This window comes from Pseudomonas quercus (assembly GCF_012033695.1).
Lineage (GTDB): Bacteria > Pseudomonadota > Gammaproteobacteria > Pseudomonadales > Pseudomonadaceae > Aquipseudomonas > Aquipseudomonas quercus.
Genome location: NZ_JAAVJI010000007.1, coordinates 43,378 through 66,599, shown reverse-complemented (window position 1 = coordinate 66,599; position 23,222 = coordinate 43,378). Strand labels below are relative to the sequence as shown.

Annotated in this window: 20 protein-coding genes; 19 read left to right on the top strand and 1 reads right to left on the bottom strand. The window is 60.9% G+C overall.

Going from position 1 to position 23,222, the window contains the following annotated elements; translation table 11 throughout:
- The first annotated feature begins 125 nt into the window (after positions 1–125).
- The 6 genes from thrC (at position 126) to HBH25_RS13235 (ending at position 6,159) form a co-directional block, all read left to right on the top strand.
- The gene (gene thrC / locus HBH25_RS13260) at positions 126–1,535 is read left to right on the top strand and encodes a threonine synthase (RefSeq protein WP_168084390.1); all 1,410 of its coding nucleotides are present in this window, start codon (positions 126–128) and stop codon (positions 1,533–1,535) included.
- 122 nt (positions 1,536–1,657) lie between these two features.
- On the top strand, positions 1,658–2,059 hold the full coding sequence (locus HBH25_RS13255) for a hypothetical protein (RefSeq protein ID WP_168084389.1): 402 nt from the start codon (positions 1,658–1,660) through the stop codon (positions 2,057–2,059).
- 115 nt (positions 2,060–2,174) lie between these two features.
- On the top strand, positions 2,175–2,465 hold the full coding sequence (locus HBH25_RS13250) for a DUF3509 domain-containing protein (RefSeq protein ID WP_168084388.1): 291 nt from the start codon (positions 2,175–2,177) through the stop codon (positions 2,463–2,465).
- 211 nt (positions 2,466–2,676) lie between these two features.
- A complete protein-coding gene (locus HBH25_RS13245) occupies positions 2,677–3,219 on the top strand; it encodes a YaeQ family protein (protein WP_168084387.1) in 543 nt (180 codons plus the stop codon).
- Positions 3,220–3,273: 54 nt separating this feature from the next.
- A complete protein-coding gene (gene recJ, locus HBH25_RS13240; RefSeq protein WP_168084386.1) occupies positions 3,274–4,983 on the top strand; it encodes a single-stranded-DNA-specific exonuclease RecJ in 1,710 nt (569 codons plus the stop codon).
- Positions 4,984–5,052: 69 nt separating this feature from the next.
- Complete coding sequence (locus HBH25_RS13235; protein ID WP_168084385.1) at positions 5,053–6,159, top strand: NADH:flavin oxidoreductase/NADH oxidase; 1,107 nt, start codon at positions 5,053–5,055, stop codon at positions 6,157–6,159.
- An 86-nt stretch (positions 6,160–6,245) separates the two neighbouring features.
- On the opposite strand, the gene HBH25_RS13230 is transcribed toward HBH25_RS13235, so the two are convergent.
- Positions 6,246–7,865, bottom strand: coding sequence for a glucan biosynthesis protein D (locus HBH25_RS13230; RefSeq protein ID WP_168084384.1), 1,620 nt, complete (start codon positions 7,863–7,865; stop codon positions 6,246–6,248).
- 271 nt (positions 7,866–8,136) lie between these two features.
- On the opposite strand from HBH25_RS13230, the gene HBH25_RS13225 reads away from it, so the two are divergent.
- From HBH25_RS13225 to HBH25_RS13165, 13 genes are all read left to right on the top strand, one after another.
- Complete coding sequence (locus HBH25_RS13225) at positions 8,137–9,759, top strand: methyl-accepting chemotaxis protein (RefSeq protein WP_168084383.1); 1,623 nt, start codon at positions 8,137–8,139, stop codon at positions 9,757–9,759.
- Entirely contained in the window at positions 9,759–10,283 is a 525-nt protein-coding gene (locus HBH25_RS13220; protein ID WP_168084382.1) for a chemotaxis protein CheW, read from the top strand. Before HBH25_RS13225 ends, HBH25_RS13220 begins: the two co-directional genes overlap by 1 nt.
- Positions 10,280–11,572 carry a CheR family methyltransferase gene (locus tag HBH25_RS13215; protein ID WP_168084381.1) on the top strand — a complete coding sequence of 431 codons (1,293 nt, stop codon included), beginning with the start codon at positions 10,280–10,282 and terminating at the stop codon, positions 11,570–11,572. The genes HBH25_RS13220 and HBH25_RS13215 overlap by 4 nt, the downstream gene beginning before the upstream one ends.
- On the top strand, positions 11,569–12,255 hold the full coding sequence (locus tag HBH25_RS13210) for a chemotaxis protein CheW (protein WP_168084380.1): 687 nt from the start codon (positions 11,569–11,571) through the stop codon (positions 12,253–12,255). Before HBH25_RS13215 ends, HBH25_RS13210 begins: the two co-directional genes overlap by 4 nt.
- Positions 12,252–14,513 carry a hybrid sensor histidine kinase/response regulator gene (locus HBH25_RS13205; RefSeq protein ID WP_168084379.1) on the top strand — a complete coding sequence of 754 codons (2,262 nt, stop codon included), beginning with the start codon at positions 12,252–12,254 and terminating at the stop codon, positions 14,511–14,513. Before HBH25_RS13210 ends, HBH25_RS13205 begins: the two co-directional genes overlap by 4 nt.
- A complete protein-coding gene (gene cheB / locus HBH25_RS13200) occupies positions 14,510–15,517 on the top strand; it encodes a chemotaxis response regulator protein-glutamate methylesterase (RefSeq protein WP_168084378.1) in 1,008 nt (335 codons plus the stop codon). Before HBH25_RS13205 ends, cheB begins: the two co-directional genes overlap by 4 nt.
- Positions 15,518–15,571: 54 nt before the next feature.
- The gene (locus tag HBH25_RS13195; RefSeq protein ID WP_168084377.1) at positions 15,572–16,579 is read left to right on the top strand and encodes a diguanylate cyclase; all 1,008 of its coding nucleotides are present in this window, start codon (positions 15,572–15,574) and stop codon (positions 16,577–16,579) included.
- A gap of 100 nt (positions 16,580–16,679) precedes the next feature.
- Positions 16,680–17,775 (top strand): peptide chain release factor 2 gene (gene prfB, locus HBH25_RS13190; RefSeq protein ID WP_168084376.1). Its coding sequence is split into 2 segments (ribosomal slippage): positions 16,680–16,751 and positions 16,753–17,775, totalling 1,095 coding nucleotides; the frame shifts between segments, so codons are not numbered across the junction.
- Between the two features lie 143 nt (positions 17,776–17,918).
- Positions 17,919–19,421: a lysine--tRNA ligase gene (gene lysS, locus HBH25_RS13185; protein ID WP_168084375.1), complete on the top strand. Its 1,503-nt coding sequence runs from the start codon at positions 17,919–17,921 to the stop codon at positions 19,419–19,421.
- 181 nt (positions 19,422–19,602) lie between these two features.
- The gene (locus tag HBH25_RS13180) at positions 19,603–20,319 is read left to right on the top strand and encodes a TetR/AcrR family transcriptional regulator (RefSeq protein ID WP_324616891.1); all 717 of its coding nucleotides are present in this window, start codon (positions 19,603–19,605) and stop codon (positions 20,317–20,319) included.
- Between the two features lie 17 nt (positions 20,320–20,336).
- A complete protein-coding gene (locus HBH25_RS13175) occupies positions 20,337–20,888 on the top strand; it encodes a hypothetical protein (RefSeq protein WP_168084373.1) in 552 nt (183 codons plus the stop codon).
- A gap of 16 nt (positions 20,889–20,904) precedes the next feature.
- Positions 20,905–22,182: a flavohemoglobin expression-modulating QEGLA motif protein gene (locus tag HBH25_RS13170; protein WP_168084372.1), complete on the top strand. Its 1,278-nt coding sequence runs from the start codon at positions 20,905–20,907 to the stop codon at positions 22,180–22,182.
- A 4-nt stretch (positions 22,183–22,186) separates the two neighbouring features.
- On the top strand, positions 22,187–23,047 hold the full coding sequence (locus HBH25_RS13165) for an alpha/beta hydrolase (protein WP_229631910.1): 861 nt from the start codon (positions 22,187–22,189) through the stop codon (positions 23,045–23,047).
- The last annotated feature ends 175 nt before the right edge of the window (positions 23,048–23,222 follow it).

The following is a 23,222-nucleotide window of genomic DNA, read 5'->3' as shown; positions in this document are numbered from 1 at the left end:
TGCGCTGCCCTAACATGAATCGATGATCGCTGCGGTAACAAGGCAGCTGCAAGTTTCCGAGGCCCTGCGGCTTCGTCTTGCAGGTTGTCGCTTGTAGCTTGCAGCTCAAACCAAAGGTTTGCCCCATGCGTTATATCAGTACCCGCGGCCAGGCACCCGCACTCAATTTCGAGGATGTGCTGCTGGCTGGCCTGGCCACCGATGGCGGCCTGTATGTGCCAGAAAACCTGCCGCGCTTCACTCAGGAGGAGATCGCCTCCTGGGCAGGGTTGCCTTATCACGAGCTGGCGTTCCGGGTCATGCGCCCTTTCGTGACAGGCAGCATTGCAGATGCAGACTTCAAGCAGATTCTGCAAGACACCTATGCCAATTTCGCGCACCCTGCCATTGCGCCCTTGCGCCAACTTGGCAGCAATGAGTGGGTGCTGGAGCTGTTCCATGGCCCCACGCTGGCGTTCAAGGACTTCGCCCTGCAACTGCTGGGCCGCCTGCTTGACCATATTCTGGCGCGTCGGGGCGAGCGCGTAGTCATCATCGGCGCAACCAGTGGCGACACAGGTTCGGCCGCTATCGAAGGCTGCAAGCATTGCGAGAACGTGGACATCTTCATTCTGCACCCACACCAGCGTGTGTCGGAAGTGCAGCGCCGGCAGATGACTACCCTGTTTGGAGACAATATCCATAACCTGGCCGTGGAAGGCAACTTCGACGACTGCCAGGAAATGGTCAAGGCCAGTTTCGCCGACCAGGGTTTCCTGAAGGGCACCCGGCTGGTGGCCGTCAACTCGATCAACTGGGCGCGCATCATGGCCCAGATCGTCTACTACTTCCACGCGGCGCTGCAGTTGGGCGGGCCAGCACGGTCCGTGGCATTCTCAGTGCCCACGGGCAATTTCGGTGATATTTTCGCCGGTTACCTGGCTCGCAATATGGGCCTGCCCATCAGTCAGCTGATCGTTGCGACCAACCGAAACGATATCCTGCACCGTTTCATGAGTGGCAACCAGTACGTCAAGGACACCCTGCACCCTACCTTGTCGCCTTCGATGGACATCATGGTGTCGTCGAACTTCGAGCGCCTGCTCTTTGATCTTCATGGCCGTAATGGCACTGCTCTCGCGCAACTGATGTCCAGCTTCAAGCTTGGCGGCGGCTTCAGCGTTGAAGAGGATCGGTGGGCCGAGGCCCGGCGCCTGTTCGACTCGATGGCGGTCACCGACGAGCAAACGTGCGAAACCATCGCTCAGGTATTTGCCAGCACCGGTGAAGTGCTTGACCCACACACCGCCATTGGCGTTCGCGCTGCTCGCGAATGCCGGCGCAGCCTGGACATCCCCATGGTCGTACTGGGGACGGCGCACCCGGTGAAATTCCCGGAAGCCGTGGAAAAGGCAGGGGTAGGGAAGGCCTTGCATTTGCCTGCTCACCTGGAAGACCTGTTCCAGCGCGAAGAGCGTTGCACCGTAGTGCCCAACGACATTGCAGCCGTCCAGGCATTTGTCAGTGCCCATGGGAACCGTGGCAAGCCTTTGTAGGAAAGTGCCATAGATGATGGCATCGCGTGCAGCCTTTTCCCGCACATCTTTAGGATCAATCCTATTTAGCTGCGGGGTTTGCTGCATTAAGGTGGCGGTCGTTCTTTCCCCGGAGGCCGCCCATGCGTTCACTCAAGGTTCTCGTCATTGAGCAGCAGCCTGCCCGGCTGCTGCAACTGCACCAGATGCTTAACGCCTGTAGCGTATTCGGCGTGCGAATCGCTGAAGACCCTGCCAGGGCGCAACGTTGCCTGGAGCGCCAAGGCGCGGCAGACATCGTGGTATTGGGCAGCCAGGCTTCTTTAGCCCCAGCATTCCTGGATCGGCTTGCGCGGGGTGGGCATGCGCAGGCGGTCATCATTCAAGGTCATGCAGGCTGTGCCAACGCCCGCGTCGCCATTCGGCGGGCTCGGCAGGCTGGCCTATGGGTACTCGGTGTGCTGCCTTTGGGGCAGGCCATCTGCCCTTTGCATGCCATGCTGTGCCGATTCAAAACCCAGTGCCCAGAGCCGCTTATCGCCTGAATGCCCCTTCAGGCAGGCCGTTGCGCTTGTTTATTGCCTGTTCAGAACTTTTGCCAGCACACGATGGTCATTTACTGGCACTGAAATGAATTTCGGGTAAATAAGGGTGATCGAGATGGATAACGTCAGCTTATTGTTAAGTGATGCACTGGCGCCTTACTGCGTCAGTCTGGCTCCATCGGATCTCCAAGGTCGGCTGCGCCTGGCGGTTACTGATCAGGCAGGTCGAGAAGTTCTGCACCGTGAGGTGGCCCACTCTCAGCTCGCCAGTACACAAGCGCTCACTGACGTAGTAGATGGCCTGCACCGTGACCTGATGGTTGCCGAAGGGCGTTTGGAGCCAAGCATGATTGCCGCCATGCGCGCATCGAGCGCCGGTCGTCGATTCACAGTGGAAATGCGTTAAATCGGGAACCTTCCAGAACACAGGTTCTCTTAATTTCAAGGACGTTTGAATGGCATTGTGCTCCGGTGCCAGTCAGCCGCCCGATGGCCCTGAAGGCCATGTTTGCCCCGGCCGGCCTCCCCACCGCGTCCGGGGTTTCTTTTGCCTGCGTTAAACCTCTACGCGGTGCATCGGGTAGACTATCGCCCCCCTCGCTACTTCGAAGCCCCCCATGGCCCAGCCATCGACAACCTACAAATTCGAACTCAACCTGACCGACCTTGATCGTGGTGTGTACGAAAGCATCAAGCAAACCATCGCGCGTCACCCTTCGGAAACCGAAGAACGTATGGCGGTACGCCTGCTGGCCTATTCGCTCTGGTACAACGAGCACCTGAGCTTCGGGCGTGGCCTTTCGGACGTGGACGAACCGGCGCTCTGGGAAAAGAGCCTGGATGACCGCGTGCTCCACTGGATCGAAGTTGGCCAGCCGGACCTGGATCGCCTGACCTGGTGCTCCCGCCGTACAGAACGTGTGAGCCTGCTGGCCTACGGCAGCCTGCGCGTTTGGCAGGGCAAGGTTGCAGACGCGGCCCGCCCGCTTAAAAACCTGAACATTGCTGCCGTACCTCAAGAGGTGCTAGAGGTGTTGGCCAAGGACATGCCCCGAGTGATCAAGTGGGACGTAATGATCAGCGAAGGCACTGTATTCGTGACCGATGATCGGGGCCAGCATGAAGTTCAGCTGGAATGGTTGATGGGCGAGCGCGGCTAAGCACACTATGCCGGCTTTATTGAACTGCCCCACGAGTTGAGAACACTGCCACACATGCGTATCGAGCCCCGCCCACTACCCGCCGAGCTGCCATTCCTTGGCAACTTGCCACCCTTGTTGACCCGTCTCTATGCCGCCCGCGGGGTGCAAAGCGAGGCCGAGCTGGATAAAGGGCTGGCGCGGCTCATTCCTTACCAGCAGTTGAAAGGGATAGACGAGGCAGTGTCGCTGCTGGTCGAAGCCATTGACCAAGGCCAGCGTATCCTGGTGGTGGGCGATTTCGACGCTGACGGCGCTACAGCCAGTGCCGTAGCGGTACTTGGCCTGCGCCTGTTGGGTGCGAAAGAGGTGGAGTACCTGGTGCCCAACCGCTTTACCTACGGCTACGGCCTGACACCGGAAATCGTTGCCGTGGCCCTGGAGCGCCAGCCGCAGCTGCTGCTGACGGTGGACAACGGTATCTCCAGCGTGGAAGGGGTGCAGGCTGCAACCGAAGCCGGGCTCAGCGTTTTGATCACGGACCACCACCTGCCCGGCCCCCAGCTGCCGCAGGCCAACGCCATCGTTAATCCCAACCAGCCAGGGTGCGCCTTTCCCAGCAAGGCGTTGGCCGGCGTGGGCGTCATTTTCTACGTACTGATGGCCCTTCGGGCGCGCTTGCGTGCGCTGGGTCGCTATGCAGACGTCCCGCAGCCAAACATCGGTGAGTTGCTGGACCTGGTTGCGCTGGGCAGTGTGGCAGATGTGGTGCCCCTGGACGCTAACAACCGGATTCTTGTGCACCAAGGCTTGGAGCGTATTCGTGCAGGCCGGGCGCGCCCTGGGATCAAGGCCCTGCTGGAGGTTGCCCGTCGCGACCATCAGCGGCTCACCTCCAGTGACTTGGGCTTCATTCTGGGGCCGCGCTTGAATGCCGCTGGCCGTATGGACGACATGAGCCTGGGCATCGAATGCCTGCTCAGTGAAGACCTGGCCCATGCCCGTGACATCGCCAGCGAACTGGATGGCTTGAACCAGGACCGTAAATCCGTAGAGCAAGGCATGCAGCGCGAGGCGTTGGCCCAACTCAAGGACCTGCCCTTGGCTTCCATGCCCTTCGGGTTGTGCCTGTTCGAGCCGGACTGGCACCAAGGTGTGATTGGTATTCTGGCCTCACGCATGAAAGAGCGCTATCACCGGCCTACCATTGCCTTTGCCGATGCCGGTGACGGGTTGCTCAAAGGGTCGGCACGCTCGGTGCCGGGTTTCCACATCCGGGATGCGCTGGACGCGGTCGCCGCCAAGCACCCAGCCCTTATCACCAAGTTTGGTGGCCATGCCATGGCCGCAGGCTTGTCTTTGCCGGCTGAGCACTTTCAGGCTTTTGCCAGCGCTTTCGACGCTCAGGTTCGTGAGCATCTGTGTGAAGACGACCTTACAGGGCGGTTGCTGTCAGACGGCACGTTGGCGGTTGAAGAGTTTCACTTGGAACTGGCCCGCGCCCTGCGTAATGCCGGCCCCTGGGGCCAGCATTTCCCTGAGCCATTGTTTCATGGGGTGTTTCAACTGGTGGAACAGCGCGTTGTCGGCGAGCGACATTTGAAGGTGGTGCTCAAGAGCGAATGCGGCAGCCTGCGCCTGGACGGCATCGCCTTCGGGGTGGACCGCGAGCAGTGGCCTAATCCGGAGGCACGCTGGGTGGAGCTGGCCTACAAGCTCGACGTCAATGAATACCGCGGTATCGAAAGCGTCCAATTGCTGATTGCCCACATGAGTGCACGCTAGCGGAATCTGTGGTCGCCCCTGTAGGTCTATTAGGCTGCTAACGCTTATTCCCTATTCAAGAGGTGCCTCATGAGCCTGCTGTTGGAACCCTACACCCTACGTGGGCTGACCCTGCGCAACCGCATCGTGGTGTCGCCCATGTGCCAGTATTCATCCCAGGACGGCTTTGCCAACGACTGGCATCTGGTGCACCTGGGCAGCCGCGCTGCTGGCGGCGCAGGCCTGGTCATTTTCGAGGCCACTGCCGTTACAGCCGATGGCCGCATCACCCCAGAAGACCTGGGGCTGTGGAAAGATGAACACATCTCGATGCTGCAGCGCATCAACCGCTTCATAGACGCCCAGGGGGCCGTACCCGGCATCCAGTTATCCCATGCCGGGCGCAAGGCAAGTACCTGGCGGCCTTGGCTGGGCAAGCATGGCAGTGTGACCCTGGAGGAGGGGGGCTGGACGCCCGTAGCGCCGTCCTCGGTTCCGTTTGATCCGGAGCACGCACGCCCTACTGAGCTGACCGAGGCTGACATCAACGGCATAAAAGACGCCTTCGTTGCGGCCGCAAAGCGTGCCTTGACAGCCAATTTCAAGGTAGTGGAAATTCACGCGGCCCATGGTTACCTGTTGCACCAGTTCATGTCACCGATCAGCAACCGCCGTACAGACCAGTACGGCGGCAGCTTCGAGAACCGGGTGCGCCTGGTGCTGGAAGTGACCGAAGCCATACGCGAGGTATGGCCAGCAGACCTGCCGGTATTTGTGCGGATATCGGCCACGGACTGGGTTGAAGACGGTTGGAACACGGACGAAACCGTAGCGCTTTCCAAGCGCCTGAAGTCGATTGGCGCAGACCTGATCGATGTTTCCTCGGGCGGTACAGCGGCCAAGGCCGAGATCCCTACAGGCCCTGGCTACCAGACGCGCTTTGCCGAACGTGTGCGAAAGGAAGCAGACATGCCCACAGGCACCGTGGGCATGATCACCGATTCGGCCCAGGCCGAACACATACTGCGCACTGGGCAAGCAGACCTGATCTTCCTTGCTCGCGAACTGCTACGTCATCCTTACTGGCCATTGCAGGCGGACGAAGACCTCGGCGGTCGCCAAGCCACCTGGCCTGCACAGTACCAGCGGGCGACCCACCGCGATCAGCCTATTCATGAGTCTGACCTGAAGGGTTGACCATAAGAGATTCGCCCCCTCCGTGGGCTCCTGCAAGGTCCTGTAGGAGCCCACGAAGGGGGCGAACCGCTTTATTCCATACCCCGTTAAACGTATTTGCGCTTTTCCGGAGCTGGCGGGAAGTACTGGTACAGCCAGGTTTCGCTCAGGGTACGGTCGCTGGCACGGATAAACAGGCGCATGTCCACCGGCTCTACACTGTCATTGGTGGGGTACCAATCAAAGGTAATGCGGTAGCCCTTGATGTCCGGCAGCACCAGTACATTGAAATCCTGGACCTTGCCATTTGAGACCGTTACCACAGGCTCGATACCCGTTCCTTCCGGCAACCGATCCAGCCCGCCCCCGGTAAAATCTACTGCAAAGCGGCGTGCCCATTTCTCGGGGTAGTGCTCGCCGGGCGCCCAGCCTTCCAGGAACCCGCCCATGCCCGACCGCGTAGCATGAACGCGGGCTAAAGGGGTGCCTGTGGGTGGCAGGGCGCTCCAGTACAGTTTGTAGCCAAAGCTTAACGTATCACCCGCCGCTACCGGTTTTTTGGGTGTCCAAAAGGCCACGATGTTATCCAGGGTTTCCCCAGTGGTGGGGATTTCCAGCAGGTCGATGGAGCCTTCCCCAAACGGCGTAGTGGGCTCTACCCATAAGCTGGGGCGCTTGCTGTACCAGTCAACGGTGTCTTGATAGCTGGCAAATTCATGGTCGGTCTGTACCAGCCCGAAGCCCTTGGGGTTGGTGTCGGCAAAGGCATTGAATTGCAGCTTGGCCGGGTTGTTCAAGGGGCGGCAGATCCACTCGCCGTTGCCACGCCACATGGCCAGGCGGTCCGAGTCATGGATTTGCGGGTGAATGGTGTCGCACATGCGCCGCTCATAAGTGCCGCAGCTAAACATCGTGGTCATGGGGGCAATACCCAATTGCTCGATAGCGGTGCGTGCCGTCACTTGCATGTCCACTGCCATCACTACCTGCTCGGCCTGGCAATCAATGTCAAAGCGATAGGCACCTGTGGCGCTAGGGGATTCCAGCAGCGCGTACACCACAAAACGGGTGGCGTCCTTGCCCGGCGTTTCGAACCAGAACTTGGTGAAGTCCGGGAATTCTTCTTGGCGCTTGGCATAGGTGTCCACCGCCAGGCCGCGTGCGGACAGGCCGTATTGCTTGGTGCTGTCTACTGCACGGAAATAGCTGGCGCCGAGAAATGACAAAATGTCGTGGCTGGCAATTTCCGGTGCCTTGAACAGCTTGAAGCCGGAGAAGCCCAGGTCGCCCTTGAGCTGCTTCTGATCCACCTTGCTGTCGTTGTAGTTGAACAGGCTGGGGCGGAAATGTACCTCACGCGCCTGGCGGCTGGCCGCATCCACGCTGTACATGCGAACCGGGGTACGAAACCCCATGCCTACATGGAAGAACTGCACGTCCAATTGGCCGTTGAGGTCTTTCCACAGCGAGTGATTGGCATCGTACTGGATCGCGTTGAACTGCTGTGGGGTCATGGTTGCCAGCGTAGGCGGCAGTTGCTGCTTGCGGTCTGTGTAAGGCTGTGCGGCCAAGGCCTTGGCCTGAGCCTTGAGGCCCTCGAAGTCGAAATGTTCGGCATCGCCATCGGCAGTAGCGGCCAACGCCCGCGCCGACATCAATGCGGTGGACGATAGGCCAGTGTAGGCCGCCAAGGCCATGGATGCTTTCAACAGGCTTCTGCGGTGCATGAACAACCCTTAACTAAAAATACGGACGTTAGCCAGGGAGCAGGGCGCGACGGGGCTCGGGCGGTTCGATGTCGCGGCCTTCCCAGGCGTTACGGCTTTTGTAGACAACGCAGGGCGGGATGGTTCACGGTTTCAGGGGCCTATGGGGGCGGTGTGCCAATCACGGGCCTTGGGTATTGCCGATTGGATCATTGAAAGTCCCGCCTCGCTTAAAAAGCCTGGTCTATACTGCCCCACTTTCGCCCGCGCATTTAAGCACCAAGGAGTGATTGTGAAGAACTGGACATTGCGCCAGCGCATTCTGGCAAGTTTTGCTGTGGTCATTGCCATCATGCTCTCCATGGTACTGATTGCGTATTCGCGCCTGATCGTGATTGAGCAGGAGGCCGCCAGCCTGCGCAGCGAAAGCATTCCCGGTGTGTATTCCAGCTCGATGCTGCGAGGCGCCTGGGTAGACAGCTACCTATACACCCAGCAGCTGCTGGGCCTGAGCTACCAGCGTGAACTGGTATCTGCGGATGAGGAGCAGTACAAGGGGTTCAACGAGCGCCTCGGCACTTTGATGGCGACCCTGCGCGGCACGCTGAAGTCAGATGAAGAAAAGAACGCCTTCGCCGAGTTCGAGCGTTGGCGCGTCGCCTATGATGCTGCGCTGAGCAAAACCCTGGATGCTTACCAGAAGCGCCATTTCACTGAAGCCATGGACGTGCTGGACCAGGAATTGACGCCGGCGTGGGCCGCCGGTCGCAAGCAGATCAACGTGGTGGTGGACCTCAACCGCAAGGCCGCTGAGGCTGCAGGCGTGGCCATCGAAGGTACGGTTGCGACCACCAAGCTGGTCATGCTCGGCTGCTTGCTGGTTGCTTTGTTGGCAGCCATGGCCTGCGGGTTGTTGTTGCTACGCAACATCATGGCACCTACTAACGAGCTATTGAGCATTCTGGCGATCATGCGGGCTGGAGACCTCAGTGCACGCCTGAACTTGGGGCGGCGAGATGAGTTTCGCGCCATCGAAACGGGCTTCAATGCCATGATGGACGACCTCAACGCCTTGGTGGCCCAGGCACAACGCTCATCCGTCCAAGTGACCACGTCAGTTACCGAGATCGCCGCCACGTCCCGTCAGCAGCAGGCTACCGCTACGGAAACGGCCGCCACCACTAGCGAAATCGGCGCTACCTCGCGGGAAATCGCCGCAACCTCACGTGACCTGGTGCGCACCATGGGGGAGGTGACCGGTGCTGCGGACACCGCTTCGATGTTGGCGGGCAATGGTCAGCAAGGGTTGGCACGCATGGCAGAGACCATGCAGCAAGTAATGGGTGCCGCAGACCTGGTGAACGCCAAACTGGCTACGCTTAACGAAAAGGCCGGAAACATCACGCAGGTGGTGGTGACTATCGTGAAGGTGGCAGACCAGACCAACCTCTTGTCGCTCAATGCCGCTATTGAAGCGGAGAAAGCCGGAGAATATGGCAGAGGCTTTGCGGTCGTTGCCACGGAAGTACGCCGCCTTGCCGACCAGACGGCGGTGGCCACCTATGACATTGAGCAGATGGTGCGCGAGATCCAGTCCGCCGTTTCCGCTGGCGTGATGGGCATGGACAGGTTTTCCGAAGAAGTACGTCGCGGCATGCTTGAGGTGCAGCAGGTGGGCGAGCAACTCAATCAGATCATTCATCAGGTGCAGGCCCTGGCGCCCCGTGTGCTGATGGTTAACGAGGGCATGCAGGCTCAGGCCACCGGTGCCGAGCAAATCAACCATGCCCTGAGCCAGCTCAGCGATGCCAGCAGCCAGACCGTGGACTCCTTGCGCCAGGCCAGCTCTGCCATCGATGAGCTGAGCCAAGTGGCTGCCGGCCTTCGCGGCGGCGTGTCGCGCTTTAAGGTCTGATGGCCACTACCGCCCAGTTGGCCACAGGCGCGTTCACGAGCGCGACGGCGGGCAAACTGTTCCTCCTGTTTATGTTGGGTGAGCAACGGTTTGCCTTGCCTGCTGCGGACATTGTGGAAGTGTTGCCGTTATTGCCGCTCAAACCTATTCCTCAGGCGCCCGCTTGGGTAGGCGGGGTATTTGCTTACCGAGGCCAGGTGGTGCCTGTGATGGATGTTTCGCATCTGGCACTGGGTGAGCCGGCTGTTCGTCGTACCAGCACCAGAACTGTTCTGGTGCGATACCGGGATGATCGCTGCCTGGGGTTGGTGCTTGAACATGTGAATGAAACCCTGCGCTGCGACCCGGCAGAGTTCAAGCCTTATGGGTTGGATAACCCCCACGCACGGTACCTGGGGCCTATCCGTGAGGATGCCAAGGGCTTGCTGCAATGGATCAGCGTGAACGAGTTGCTGGACGAGCGCGTGCGCCTGCTGCTGTTCGCATCCCATAACAGCGCCTTACTGGGCGAAGGCATGCCATGAACCCGGAACAGCCCTTTCTGGATTTTCTGTACCAGCGTATTGGCCTGGATGCGGCCTCCGTAGGCGAGGCAACGATCGCGCGTGCGGTGAGACTGCGCCAGGCGGCCGTGCACGCCCTTACCTTGGCCGACTACTGGGCGCTGCTCAACCGTGCGCAAGATGAGCAGCAAGCCCTGATCGAAGCGGTGATCGTGCCGGAAACCTGGTTTATGCGGTACCCGGAATCCTTTGCAGCCCTGGGGCGGCTGGCACGGGCGCGCTGGAGCGAGCAAGGCAGCACACGCCCGCTACGGCTGCTTAGCCTGCCTTGCTCCACAGGGGAGGAACCTTATTCCCTGGCCATGGCGTTGTTCGAGGCAGGCTTGCCGCCTTCGGCCTTTATCATCGATGGTGTAGACGTAAGCCCTCACTCGCTGGCCAAGGCGCGACAGGGGTTGTATGGGCGCAATTCATTCCGGGGTGACTACAAGGCTTTTCAGGCACGCTACTTTACGGCTCAGGCTGACGGGCACCAGCTGCAGGCTCGCCTTGCCAAACAGGTGAAGCTGCAGGTGGGCAATATCCTGGACCCGTTGCTGCTGGCCGGAGAGCCACCTTACGACATCGTGTTCTGCCGCAACCTGCTTATTTACTTCGATGTGCCCACCCAGCAGCAGGTGGTCAAAACCCTCAAACGGCTGGTGCAGCCGGACGGTGTGCTGTTTATTGGCCCTGCCGAAGGCAGTTTGCTGACCTCCAACGGCATGCGGCCACTGGGCATCGCGCAGGCTTTCGCTTTTGTACGCCAGCCGGCGCCCACTGTGGGCGCGCCCTCGCCTGTGGCGCCTGCGGTGCCGCCGACCTGCTGGAGCGCACCTCCGTCCCGGCTTGCCCCGGTTACGCACCGGCCTGCGGTGATTTCGGCGCCCGGTACGGCACCCGGTTCGGCGCCCGTCTCAGCACCTGCCGTCAAGGCAGAGCAGGGCACCGATAGCGAAGAGGCGCTGCTGGAGCACATTGCCGTGCTGGCCAACAGTGGGAGAAGCGCACAGACGCAAGCAGCCTGCGAACGCTACCTGCGTGATCATCCGCCCCATGCTCAGGTGTTCTATTGGCTGGGCCTGCTCAGTGATGTGAGCGGCGATACGTTGCAGGCTCAGGGTTTTTACCGCAAGGCGCTCTATCTAGATCCGCAGCACGCCGAAGCCCTGGTACACCTGGCGATGCTGATGGCCGCCAAGGGTGATACTGAAGGGGCGCAACGCTTGCAGGCCCGAGCCCTGCGTGCGCGCAAGGAGCCTGACGCATGAGCGATGCTCAACACCCCGGCTTGCTGGTTTACGCCGCCGACAGCGCCAGCCAGTCCATCGATCCCTGCTGGCAGACCATCGGTGTGCGGGGCGACAAGTCTTGCCCGCGGCTGGTGGATTACATCCGGTGCCTGAATTGCCCAGTGTTCGCACAGGCTGCCACGGTACTGCTGGACCGCTACAGCCTTGAGCGAGCACCGGGGGAACTTGTCTACGCGCCGACGCCCGAGGCAGTGCCGTCGCGGTCGTTGGTGGTATTCCGCCTGGGCGCGGAGTGGCTCGGGTTGGCCACAACCTGCTTGGTGGAAGTGGCACCGCGTCAGGTGATTCATTCGGTGCCCCACCAACGTTCTCGCACCTTGCTGGGCGTGGCCAACGTGCGCGGTGCGCTGGTGCCTTGCATCGCTTTACAGACGCTGGTGGGGGTAGACACCGATACCCAAGCCACCAACGCCGGGCGCGTGGTGCCGCGCCTGTTGATCCTGGCGGCCCAGGGCGGTGCTGTGGTAGTGCCCGTGGATGAGGTAGACGGTATTCGGCGTTTCGAAGAGGGCGCCATCGCGGCTGGAACTACACCGGACGGCCAGAGGTTCACGGTAGCTGTGCTCAATGACGGCCCACGTACGCTGCGTATTCTCGACCACGAGGCGTTGATGGTTGCCATTACCCGGAGCCTCACATGACCCCCGAACAGATGCGCGATGCCTCGTTGCTCGAACTGTTCGCGCTGGAAGCTGAAGCGCAGACCGCTGTGCTTGGTACGGGCCTGTTGGCACTGGAGCGCAACCCCGTAGACGCAGGCCAGCTTGAGGCCTGCATGCGGGCCGCTCACTCCCTTAAAGGGGCAGCCCGCATCGTTGGTGTGGACGCGGGTGTGCGGGTAGCCCACGTGATGGAGGACTGCCTGGTCGCCGCCCAAGCCGGAGAGCTGCGCCTGGCTGCCGAGCACATTGATGCGCTGTTGCAAGGGGCTGATTTGCTGATGCGCATTGCTGCGCCAGAGACCGCGCCCACGGCTCAGGACATCGATGCTTACCTTGCCAGGCTGGCGGCGGTACTGGGCCCCTCAACCGCGCTTGCACCGATACAGGCACCGCCGCCTCCGCGCGTTCCAGAGGCTGTGCCACACACGCCTCAAGCAGCGGCAGAAGAGGCCCCCCCAACAGGCCCTGCTCAGCCCCGTGGCAACGAAGGCGAGCGTGTTTTGCGCGTCACGGCCAAGCGCCTGAACGCTCTGCTGGACCTGGCCAGCAAGGCCATGGTGGACACCCAGCGCCTCAAGCCTTACCTGGCCAGCCTGCACCGCCTCAAACGGATGCAAGCCCAAAGCCTGCGAATGTTGGATGACCTCAAGGACAGCCTGGATGCCGGTGGCACCCTTGAGGACCTGCGTAGCCTTGTGGCCCAGGCCAGGTCATCGCTGGCGGGCACACAGCACATCCTTCTGGGGCAAACCGCTGAGCTGGATGACTACGGTTGGGGGGCCGCACAACGGGCACAGCAACTGTATGACACGGCATTGGCGTGTCGCATGCGCCCCTTTGCCGATGTGCTGGGCGGGCAGGCGCGCATGGTGCGTGACCTGGGCCGCAGCCTGGGCAAACAGGTGCGGCTTGAGGTGGAAGGTGAAAAGACGCAGGTCGACCGTGACGTGCTCGAACGGCTTGAAGGCCCCTTGACTCACCTGCTGCGTAACGCCGTCGACCATGGTATTGAAATGCCGGAGCATCGAGTGATGGCCGGTAAGCCTGCTGAGGGGACCCTGCGCCTGCGCGCGTCACACCATGCCGGGCAACTGGTCCTGGAGCTGAGCGACGACGGCGCGGGCGTTGACCTGCCCCGGCTGCGCCAGAGCATCGTGCAACGGCAACTGGCACCGGCCGACAGCGTGGGCCGTATGAGCGAGGAGGAACTGCTGGCGTTTCTGTTCCTGCCGGCCTTCAGCTTGCGCGATACGGTCACCGAGGTGTCCGGTCGCGGGGTTGGCCTGGATGCCGTGCAGCACATGGTGCGTGACCTGCACGGCGCCGTCGAGCTGACCCAGAGCGTCGGGCAGGGTAGCCGGTTCATGCTGCACGTGCCCCTTACACTGTCAGTGGTGCGCAGCCTCGTGGTGGAGGTAGGCGATGAAGCCTATGCGTTCCCCCTGGCCCATATCGAACACAGCCTGCACCTGGCCCCTGAGGACATGGTGCAGATTGAGGGGCGCCAGCATTTTTTCTACCAGGGCCAGCAGGTCGGGTTGGTGGCGGCCAGCCAATTGTTGCAGCGCCCGCCCGCTCAGCCTGTCGGCCACACCCTGTGTGTGGTAGTGGTGCGAGAGCGCGATACCCTCTACGGCATTGCCGTGGAGCGCTTCATTGGCGAGCGTGTGCTGGCCGTACTGCCGTTGGACGCCAGGCTTGGGAAGGTTCAGGACATCTCGGCAGGTGCATTGCTTGATGATGGTTCGGTGGTACTGATCGTGGATGTGGAAGACATGGTGCGTTCGGTAGACAAACTGTTGAGCAGCGGGCGGCTGGAGCGTATAGGTCGGCAAGCGGGCCAGGGGGCTCGGCGTGCGGGCAAGCGCATACTGGTGGTGGACGATTCGCTTACGGTACGCGAGTTGCAGCGCAAACTCCTGGCCGCAGCAGGGTATGAGGTGGCAGTGGCCGTTGATGGCATGGAAGGCTGGAACGCCCTGCGCAGCGAAGCGTTCGACTTGCTGATCACCGATATCGACATGCCGCGTATGGACGGTATTGAGTTAGTGAGCCTAGTGCGCCGTGACAGCCGCCTGCACTCACTGCCTGTCATGGTAGTGTCGTACAAGGACCGTGAAGAAGATCGGCAGCGTGGCCTGGAGGCAGGGGCTGACTATTACCTGGCCAAGGCCAGTTTCCATGATGATGCATTGCTTGATGCGGTAGCCGAGCTGATTGGAGAGGCTCAGGGATGAAGATAGCGATCGTCAATGACCTGCCCATGGCGGTAGAGGCACTGCGCCGCGCCTTGGCCTACGAACCGGCCCATGAAGTGATCTGGGTAGCAGGCGATGGTGAAGAGGCCGTGCGGCGTTGTGCCGAACAGCGCCCCGACGTTCTGCTGATGGACCTGGTCATGCCGAGGATGGACGGGGTAGAGGCCACCCGACAGATCATGGCCAATACCCCCTGTGCGATCGTGATCGTGACGGTGGACCGGGAACAGCACCTGCACCGCGTGTTTGAAGCCATGGGCTACGGTGCGCTGGATGTGGTGGACACACCGGCCATAGGCGTGGGTGACGCAAAAGCTGCCGCAGCCCTGTTACTGCGTAAAATTGTCAATATCGGCTGGCTGATTGGCCAGCGCGCCGACGTGGCCAGCACGCAACGCCCTTTTAAGCCCAATGCGTCGCAGCCCCCGGGGCTGGTGGCCATCGGGTCCTCGGCAGGCGGCCCCGCCGCGCTGGAGACCTTGCTCAAGGCCTTGCCCGTGGCGTTTCCGGCAGCCGTGGTGCTGGTACAGCATGTGGACGAAGTGTTCGCGGCCGGCATGGCGGACTGGTTAGGTACCGCATCGCGCCGGCCTGTTCGGTTGGCTAGGGAAGGGGATCGGCCCCAGCCCGGCGATGTCTTGCTGGCGGGCACCAATCATCATTTGCGGTTGACCCGAAACGGCACGCTGGCCTACACCGCAGAGCCGGTCAATGAAATCTACCGCCCTTCCATCGACGTTTTCTTTGAAAGCGTCTCACGGTACTGGCAGGGCAAGGCCGTGGGCGTACTCTTGACCGGCATGGGCCGCGACGGCGCGCAGGGGCTCAAACGCATGCGTGAGCGGGGCCACCTCACCATTGCCCAGGACCAGCACACTAGTGCGGTTTTTGGCATGCCCAAGGCTGCCGTTGCCATCGATGCAGCGGTAGAGGTGCAACCCCTGGAATGCATTGCGCCACGATTAATGGAAAGCTTCGCATGATCAACATAGGTATAAGGCCCTATCGGCCCTCTGGCAGTAATCAGGTGAAACGCGATGATTGATCTGCAGATCGACCAATTCAAATCCACCGACGAGAACAAGGCCATGGTCTTGCTGGTCGACGATCAGGCCATGATCGGCGAGGCCGTTCGGCGCAGCCTGGCGACAGAACTGAACATTGACTTCCATTTCTGCGCAGACCCCCATCAGGCAATCGCCAATGCGGTGCGTATTCGGCCTACCGTGATCCTTCAGGACCTGGTCATGCCTGGCCTGGATGGGCTAACGCTCGTACGCGAGTACCGCAACCATCCTTCCACGCGTGACATACCGATCATTGTGCTTTCCACAAAAGAAGACGCCGTGGTCAAGAGCGCCGCATTTGCAGCAGGTGCCAACGATTACCTGGTCAAGCTGCCTGATACCATCGAGCTGATCGCCCGTATTCGCTACCATTCCCGCTCCTACCTGACGCTGCTGCAGCGCGACGAGGCCTATCGCGCACTGCGCGTGAGCCAGCAGCAATTGCTCGATACCAACCTGGTGCTGCAGCGGTTGATGAACTCCGATGGCTTGACGGGCCTGTCCAACCGCCGGCACTTCGACGAATACCTTGAACTGGAGTGGCGCCGAGCGATGCGCGACCAAACCCAGCTCACGCTGCTGATGATCGACGTGGACTACTTCAAGTCCTATAACGACGCATTCGGTCACCTGGAAGGGGACGAAGCCTTGCGCAAGGTGGCGGACGCCATTCGCGACTGTTCCAGCCGCTCCAGCGACCTGCCTGCCCGTTACGGCGGCGAAGAGTTCGCCTTGGTACTGCCCAGTACGTCACCCGGAGGCGCACGGCTGATAGCAGAGAAGCTCAGGCAGAGCATTGCTGCACTGGGCATCTGGCACAATGCGCCAGACCCTGACTCGGCGCTTACGGTCAGCATTGGCCTGGCAACTATCACGCCAGCGCCCGGTACGGCCTGCCGCCTGCTGATCCTGGCCGCCGACAAAGGGCTGTACATGGCCAAGCACAGTGGCCGCAACCGGGTCGTCATGGCTGAATGAGCGGGCGGGCGCGGGTGAGCTAGGTACTGGCCTTGCCGTCTACAAGGCAGGTGCCCCGCATGCTATACTCCGCAGCTTTTGATGCGAGTGCCCAGCCGCCATGGAAATCAACCCGATCCTGAACACTATCAAGGACCTCCGCGAACGTTCCGAAACCATTCGGGGGTATCTTTGACTACGATCAAAAGTCTGAACGGCTGACCGAAGTCAATCGCGAACTTGAAGATTCCAATGTGTGGAACAATCCCGAATATGCCCAGAACCTGGGCCGGGAACGTTCAACCCTGGCGACCATCGTCGACACCCTCGACGAGCTGCACAGCGGCCTGGCCGATTGCCGAGACCTGCTGGACATGGCCGTCGAGGAAAACGACGAAGGCGCCGTAGCCGACGTGGTCAGCGAGCTGGACCGGCTGCGCCTGGCCCTGGAGCAACTTGAATTCCGTCGCATGTTCAGCGGCGAAATGGACATCAACAACGCTTACCTGGACATCCAGGCCGGTTCTGGCGGCACTGAAGCCCAGGACTGGGCCAACATGCTGCTGCGCATGTACTTGCGCTGGGCCGACAAGCGCGGTTTCGATGCAACCATCATGGAGCTGTCCGAGGGCGAAGTCGCGGGTATCAAGGGCGCCACCTTGCACATCAAGGGCGAGTACGCGTTCGGTTGGCTGCGCACGGAAATCGGTGTGCATCGCCTGGTGCGCAAAAGCCCGTTCGACTCCGGCAACCGCCGCCATACCTCGTTCACGGCTGTGTTTGTGTCCCCTGAAATCGATGACAACATCGAGATTGAGATCAACCCGGCCGACCTGCGTATCGACACCTATCGATCATCCGGTGCCGGTGGTCAGCACGTGAACACCACAGACTCGGCCGTGCGGATCACTCACGTGCCTACCAATACCGTGGTCAGTTGCCAGAACGAGCGCTCCCAGCACGCCAACAAGGACACCGCCATGAAAATGCTGCGGGCCCGGTTGTACGAGCAGGAAGTGCAAAAACGCAACGCCGCGTCCCAGGCGCTGGAAGACACCAAGTCCGATATCGGCTGGGGCCACCAGATCCGCTCTTATGTACTGGACCAGTCCCGTATCAAGGACCTGCGCACGAGCGTGGAGCGCAGTGACTGCGACAAGGTGCTGGACGGCGACTTGGATGAATACCTTGAGGCGAGCCTGAAGCAAGGCCTTTAGGCCCTGCTTCATCAGCGGCAAGCTACAAGCCGCAAGCTGCAAGCCAGAAGCGGCCCGCGCCTGCTTTGCAGCTCTTGATTCTGCTTCTACTTGCAGCTTGAAGCTTGCTGCTTGAGGCTGAAGAACACTTTGACGGATATGACATGAGCGACCAACCACTCGACCCGCAAGACCTGCAACAGGAAGAAAACACCCTGATCGCCCTGCGCAAGGAAAAGCTTGCCCAGGCCCGCGAGGCAGGCAATGCCTTCCCCAACGACTTCCGCCGTGACAGCTACTGCGATGCCCTGCAGAAGCAATACGCCACCGAGACCAAGGAAGCGCTGGAAGCTGCAGCGATTCCGGTCAAGGTGGCAGGTCGCATCATGCTCAACCGTGGCGCGTTCATGGTGCTTCAGGACATGACCGGCCGCCTCCAGGTGTATGTGAACCGCAAGGTACTCACAGCGGACACCCTGGCGGCGATCAAGACCTGGGACCTGGGCGACATCATCGCTGTGGAGGGCACCCTGGCTCGCTCCGGAAAGGGCGACCTGTACGTGGACATGACACAGGTAAAGCTGCTGACCAAGGCGCTGCGCCCGCTGCCAGACAAGCACCATGGCCTGACCGATACCGAAACCCGTTACCGTCAACGCTACGTGGACCTGATCGTCAACGAAGACGTGCGTGATACCTTCCGCGTGCGTTCGCAGGTGATTGCGCACATTCGTGCGTTCCTGGCCAAGCGCGACTTCCTCGAAGTCGAAACCCCCATGCTGCAAACCATCCCAGGCGGCGCGGCGGCCAAGCCGTTCGAAACTCACCACAATGCCCTGGACATGGAAATGTTCCTGCGCATTGCACCCGAGCTGTACCTCAAGCGGCTGGTGGTCGGTGGCTTCGAGAAAGTATTCGAGATCAACCGCAACTTCCGCAACGAAGGCGTCTCAACCCGGCACAACCCCGAGTTCACCATGCTCGAGTTCTACCAGGCCTACGCCGATTATAAAGACAACATGGACCTCACCGAGGAGCTGTTCCGTGAATTGGCGCAGCTGGTACTCGGCAGCACGGACGTGCCCTACGGCGACAAAGTGTTCCACTTCGGCGAACCCTTCGTGCGCTTGTCGGTGTTCGACTCGATCCTCAAGTACAACCCCGAGCTGACGGCTGCCGACCTCACTGACCTGGACAAGGCCCGTGAAATCGCCAAGAAAGCTGGCGCCAAGGTGCTCGGGTTTGAAGGCCTGGGCAAGCTGCAGGTGATGATTTTCGAAGAGCTGGTGGAGCACAAGCTGGAGCAGCCGCACTTCATCACGCAGTACCCCTTCGAAGTGTCGCCGCTGGCGCGCCGCAACGACGAAAACCCCAACGTTACCGACCGTTTCGAGCTGTTCATTGGAGGCCGTGAACTGGCCAATGCCTACTCGGAGCTCAACGACGCAGAAGACCAGGCCGAGCGGTTCATGGCTCAGGTGGCCGACAAGGACGCCGGTGATGACGAGGCCATGCACTACGACGCCGACTTCGTGCGGGCGCTGGAGTACGGCATGCCACCAACGGCAGGGGAAGGCATCGGTATCGACCGCCTGGTGATGCTGCTGACCAACTCGCCCTCCATTCGCGATGTCATCCTGTTCCCGCACATGCGGCCACAGGCCTGACCTCTGCGTTCTTGAGCGAGGCCTGAATAACCGGCAGTGAGCACACTGCCGGTTTTTTTATGCCTGCTACCTCTCCTTTGAGCTAAAACGGTCTTCACGACGTGTGGATTGAGGCAAAATGGCCGCCTCGGTACAGAGGGCCGCTGGCGGCCTTGGATGCGTCAATGTGAAAGGATCAAACGTGGAACCTGCAACCGTAGCAACAGGGGCCGCCGGCGTTGCCAGCGCCGTGGCCAACAGTGTTCAGTACGAAGGCCGCAAGCCGGCACGGCAAGGCAGCGAGCAGCGCCGCCAGGCCATCCTCGATGCCGCCATGCGAATTGTGGTACGCGACGGGGTACGCGGTGTTCGCCACCGTGCCGTGGCCACGGAAGCCGGGGTGCCCCTGTCGGCGACAACCTATTATTTCAAGGACATCGAAGACCTCTTGGCAGACAGTTTTGCCCGCTACGTGGAGCGAAGCGCCGCCCACATGGCCAAGCTGTGGTCCAGCAGCGAGGAAATGCTGCGCCAGTTGCTGGCTGCCACCGACAGCACCCCTGAAGCACGGGGCCGCCTGGCCGATGCCATTGCCCGCATGACGGCAGACTATGTGCGCAAGCAACTGAACACGCGGCGCGACTATTTGATGGCCGAGCAGGCGTTTCGCCAGGAAGCGCTGCTGACCCCTCGCCTGGCCGGGCTGGTACTCTCGCACCAACAGATCCTCCATGAGGGGGCCTGCCAGATGCTGCGCGTGTTGGGCTCACGTTGCCCTGAGCAGGATGCACAGGTGTTGACGGCGTTGATCGGGCAGATGGAATATCAGGCCCTGCTGGCGCCCGCATCTGCTAAACACGGTAATGAGATGCTGGATATTCTTACGCGTTACATGCACCTGGTGCTGGCAGCAGCCTGACCAAGGAGAGCTTTGGGATGAATGTGTGGCGCACGCTTTTGGCAATGCTACTCGCCAGCGGCCTGTTGACCGGTTGCCTGGCGACCTTCGACGAGCCCATCCCGCCTGGTACCAAGGCGCCGGCCGCATTGATCGGCCAATGGCAAGCCCGAGATGCCTGGGGTGAGCACCTTCACTTGAGCATCCAGCCTGCAACCAATGGCCGTTACTCGGCTGTGAGCTACCAGAAAGGTGCCTTGGCCCCGCGTGATCAGGCGCTGTTTACCGTCAGCCGTCACGGCGGGCGCTGGTACGCCAGTGCCCCCATGCCTAAAGCCTATGGGGGCCGTTTTGCCATAGTAGGCTTTGAACTGAGTGATGCCGGTGAATTGGTGGTCTACAACCTGGACCTGGAGCGCTTGCAGCAGGCCATTGCACAACAGTCGCTGGCCGGCGAGCGCTTCGATACCCAGGACGGCCAGGGCGTTGCCGTGCGGTCCACCCCGGCCCAAGTGTTTGCCTGGCTGGACGACCCTGCCAATTCCGATGTGTTTGTAGAGGTTGCTCGCTACAAGCGAGTTGCGCATTGACTGACAAGGAGGGCTGATGGACGAGTATCAGCAGACGGTGCGCGCACTGTCTGACCGCATTGTGAGCGCGCAAACCCCCATCAGGATTCTTGATGCGGTGAAATGGGACGACAACGTCCGCCAAACCTTCCTCAAGGCCAAGGGTAAGGCTCTTCCTATCGTAGACCGTGCCTGGTACCAGGGCAGGCCATTGAGCTTCGATGCGGCGGCGGTACGGATCGAGTTTCAGAATATCGAGCGTGACGTGACCCGTCAGCTGGGCCAGTTCAACCCTGTGGGGCAGATCATGCGGCGTATGTGCCGCGAGTACCGCATGGTGGTGCGCATGCTCGAAGCCCGTGGCACCGAAGACTTCGGGCTGATTTCCCAGGAACTGTACGGTGCGGCTTCCGACGCTTTCCATGCAGGTGACCCTACGCTGTCGGACCTTGGCCTGATGCTCTCCGACTACCTCAACAGGATCGACGGCCGTGGCGACCTCAAGGACGAGGTCAAGAACCTTACCGCCAAGCAGGCGGTAGACATGCTGCAGAGCCGGCTCAACCGCGTGTTCGGAGAAACCGAAGAAACCATCCGCGTGTTCGAGTCGGACGGGATCGTCGCTGACGCTGCCGCTGGGGCGGACTACATCAAAGTACGCGCCGATGCCATGTTCAATGAGCGTGACGTGCGTGCACTGGAGGTGCATGAGGGGCTGGTGCATGTGGGCACCACCCTCAACGGCCTTAACCAGCCGGTGTGTACCTTCCTGTCCAAGGGGCCGCCTTCGTCTACCGTGACCCAGGAGGGCCTGGCCATTTTGATGGAGGTCATTGCGTTCGCCTCCTACCCCAGCCGCTTGCGCAAGCTTACCAACCGCACACGCGCCATCCATATGGTGGAAGAGGGCGCCGATTTCCTGCAGGTATTCGAGTTCTTCAAGGAGCAGGGCTTTGGCATGGAGGACAGCTACGGCAATGCCAGCCGGGTGTTCCGTGGCTCCACTCCCACCGGCCTGCCCTTTACCAAGGACCTGTCCTACCTTAAGGGCTTTATCATGGTGTACAACTACATTCAGCTGGCGGTGCGCAAAGGCAAGCTGGACCAGGTGTCACTGCTGTTCTGTGGCAAGACCACCCTGGAGGACATGCGTATCCTGCGCCAGTTGGTAGACGAGGGGCTTGTAGCGCCACCCAAGTACCTGCCAGAGCAATTTCGTGACATGAATGCACTGTCCGCCTGGATGTGCTTTTCCAACTTCCTCAACCACCTGAGCCTTGACCGCATTGAAGCGGATTACGCGAATATCATTTAACGCCCTGACAGTGGCGCTGCTGCTCTCAGTAACGGGTTGCAGCGGCCTGCTGTTTTATCCGGAGCCTGGCGAGCCGTTCACCCCAGACGTGGCCAAGGTGCAATGGCAACCGGTAACGCTGCACACATCCGATGGCGTGCGGCTGCATGCCTGGTGGCTGCCCGCCAAGGCAGGTGTGCCTGTGAAAGGGACCGTACTGCATTTGCACGGTAACGGCGGCAACCTGGCGCGGCACCTGGGTGGCAGTTGGTGGTTGCCCGCTGAAGGTTATCAGGTGTTGTTGCTGGATTACCGTGGGTATGGCTTGTCTGAAGGGCAGGCAAAGTTGCCGGGTGTCTACCTCGACATTCAAGTTGCACTGGCGTGGCTGCGTACGTCGCCTGAGACTCAAGGCCACCCATTGGTGTTGCTGGGCCAAAGCCTAGGAGGCGCGCTGGCGGTCCATTACCTGTCTGGGCACCCACAAGAGGCTGCGCGGTTCAAAGCCATGGTGTTCGACGGCGCGCCTGCCAGTTACCGCAAGGTCGCCCAGTTCGCCTTGAGTACGTCATGGTTGACGTGGCCATTGCAGGTGCCGTTGTCGTGGTTCGTGCCCGATGGGGACAGTGCCTTGAGGGCGGCGCCTGGCTTGGCCAAGGTGCCCAAATTGGTGTTCCAGAGCCTGGATGACACAGTAGTGCCTTTGGAAAACGGCCTTGCGTTGTACAAGGCATTGCCTCCGCCACGGGTACTCCAACTTACCCGAGGCGCACACGTGCAAACCTTCGCAGACCCTACCTACCGACAGGTCATGGTCAAGTTCCTGGAAGACCCCAGCCACTTCAACGGCCTGCGACGGCTGGGCGAGATTCCCAATTACCCCTGAGCCGGGAGCCTACACTACCCCCTGTGGGAGCAGGCGCCAGCCTGCGAAAAAGGCTGGAAAATACGTCAGGATTGTTTGCAGCCCGTTCACAGGCCCTGCGTGGTCCAACAGTGTTTGTTTCTGCAGCGCAAAAAAAAACCAGCCCCTAAGGGCTGGTCTCTTGGCACAGCGGCGG

Bases quoted from the DNA above. Each gene is read 5' to 3' on its own strand.
- HBH25_RS13230 (WP_168084384.1), bottom strand. From the start codon at position 7,865: ATGCACCGCAGAAGCCTGTTGAAAGCATCCATGGCCTTGGCGGCCTAC.
- HBH25_RS13245 (WP_168084387.1), top strand. From the start codon at position 2,677: ATGGCCCAGCCATCGACAACCTACAAATTCGAACTCAACCTGACCGAC.
- HBH25_RS13205 (WP_168084379.1), top strand. From the start codon at position 12,252: ATGACCCCCGAACAGATGCGCGATGCCTCGTTGCTCGAACTGTTCGCG.
- HBH25_RS13210 (WP_168084380.1), top strand. From the start codon at position 11,569: ATGAGCGATGCTCAACACCCCGGCTTGCTGGTTTACGCCGCCGACAGC.
- HBH25_RS13255 (WP_168084389.1), top strand. From the start codon at position 1,658: ATGCGTTCACTCAAGGTTCTCGTCATTGAGCAGCAGCCTGCCCGGCTG.
- cheB (WP_168084378.1), top strand. From the start codon at position 14,510: ATGAAGATAGCGATCGTCAATGACCTGCCCATGGCGGTAGAGGCACTG.
- HBH25_RS13220 (WP_168084382.1), top strand. From the start codon at position 9,759: ATGGCCACTACCGCCCAGTTGGCCACAGGCGCGTTCACGAGCGCGACG.
- recJ (WP_168084386.1), top strand. From the start codon at position 3,274: ATGCGTATCGAGCCCCGCCCACTACCCGCCGAGCTGCCATTCCTTGGC.
- HBH25_RS13235 (WP_168084385.1), top strand. From the start codon at position 5,053: ATGAGCCTGCTGTTGGAACCCTACACCCTACGTGGGCTGACCCTGCGC.
- HBH25_RS13170 (WP_168084372.1), top strand. From the start codon at position 20,905: ATGGACGAGTATCAGCAGACGGTGCGCGCACTGTCTGACCGCATTGTG.
- HBH25_RS13250 (WP_168084388.1), top strand. From the start codon at position 2,175: ATGGATAACGTCAGCTTATTGTTAAGTGATGCACTGGCGCCTTACTGC.
- HBH25_RS13175 (WP_168084373.1), top strand. From the start codon at position 20,337: ATGAATGTGTGGCGCACGCTTTTGGCAATGCTACTCGCCAGCGGCCTG.
- lysS (WP_168084375.1), top strand. From the start codon at position 17,919: ATGAGCGACCAACCACTCGACCCGCAAGACCTGCAACAGGAAGAAAAC.
- HBH25_RS13195 (WP_168084377.1), top strand. From the start codon at position 15,572: ATGATTGATCTGCAGATCGACCAATTCAAATCCACCGACGAGAACAAG.
- HBH25_RS13215 (WP_168084381.1), top strand. From the start codon at position 10,280: ATGAACCCGGAACAGCCCTTTCTGGATTTTCTGTACCAGCGTATTGGC.
- thrC (WP_168084390.1), top strand. From the start codon at position 126: ATGCGTTATATCAGTACCCGCGGCCAGGCACCCGCACTCAATTTCGAG.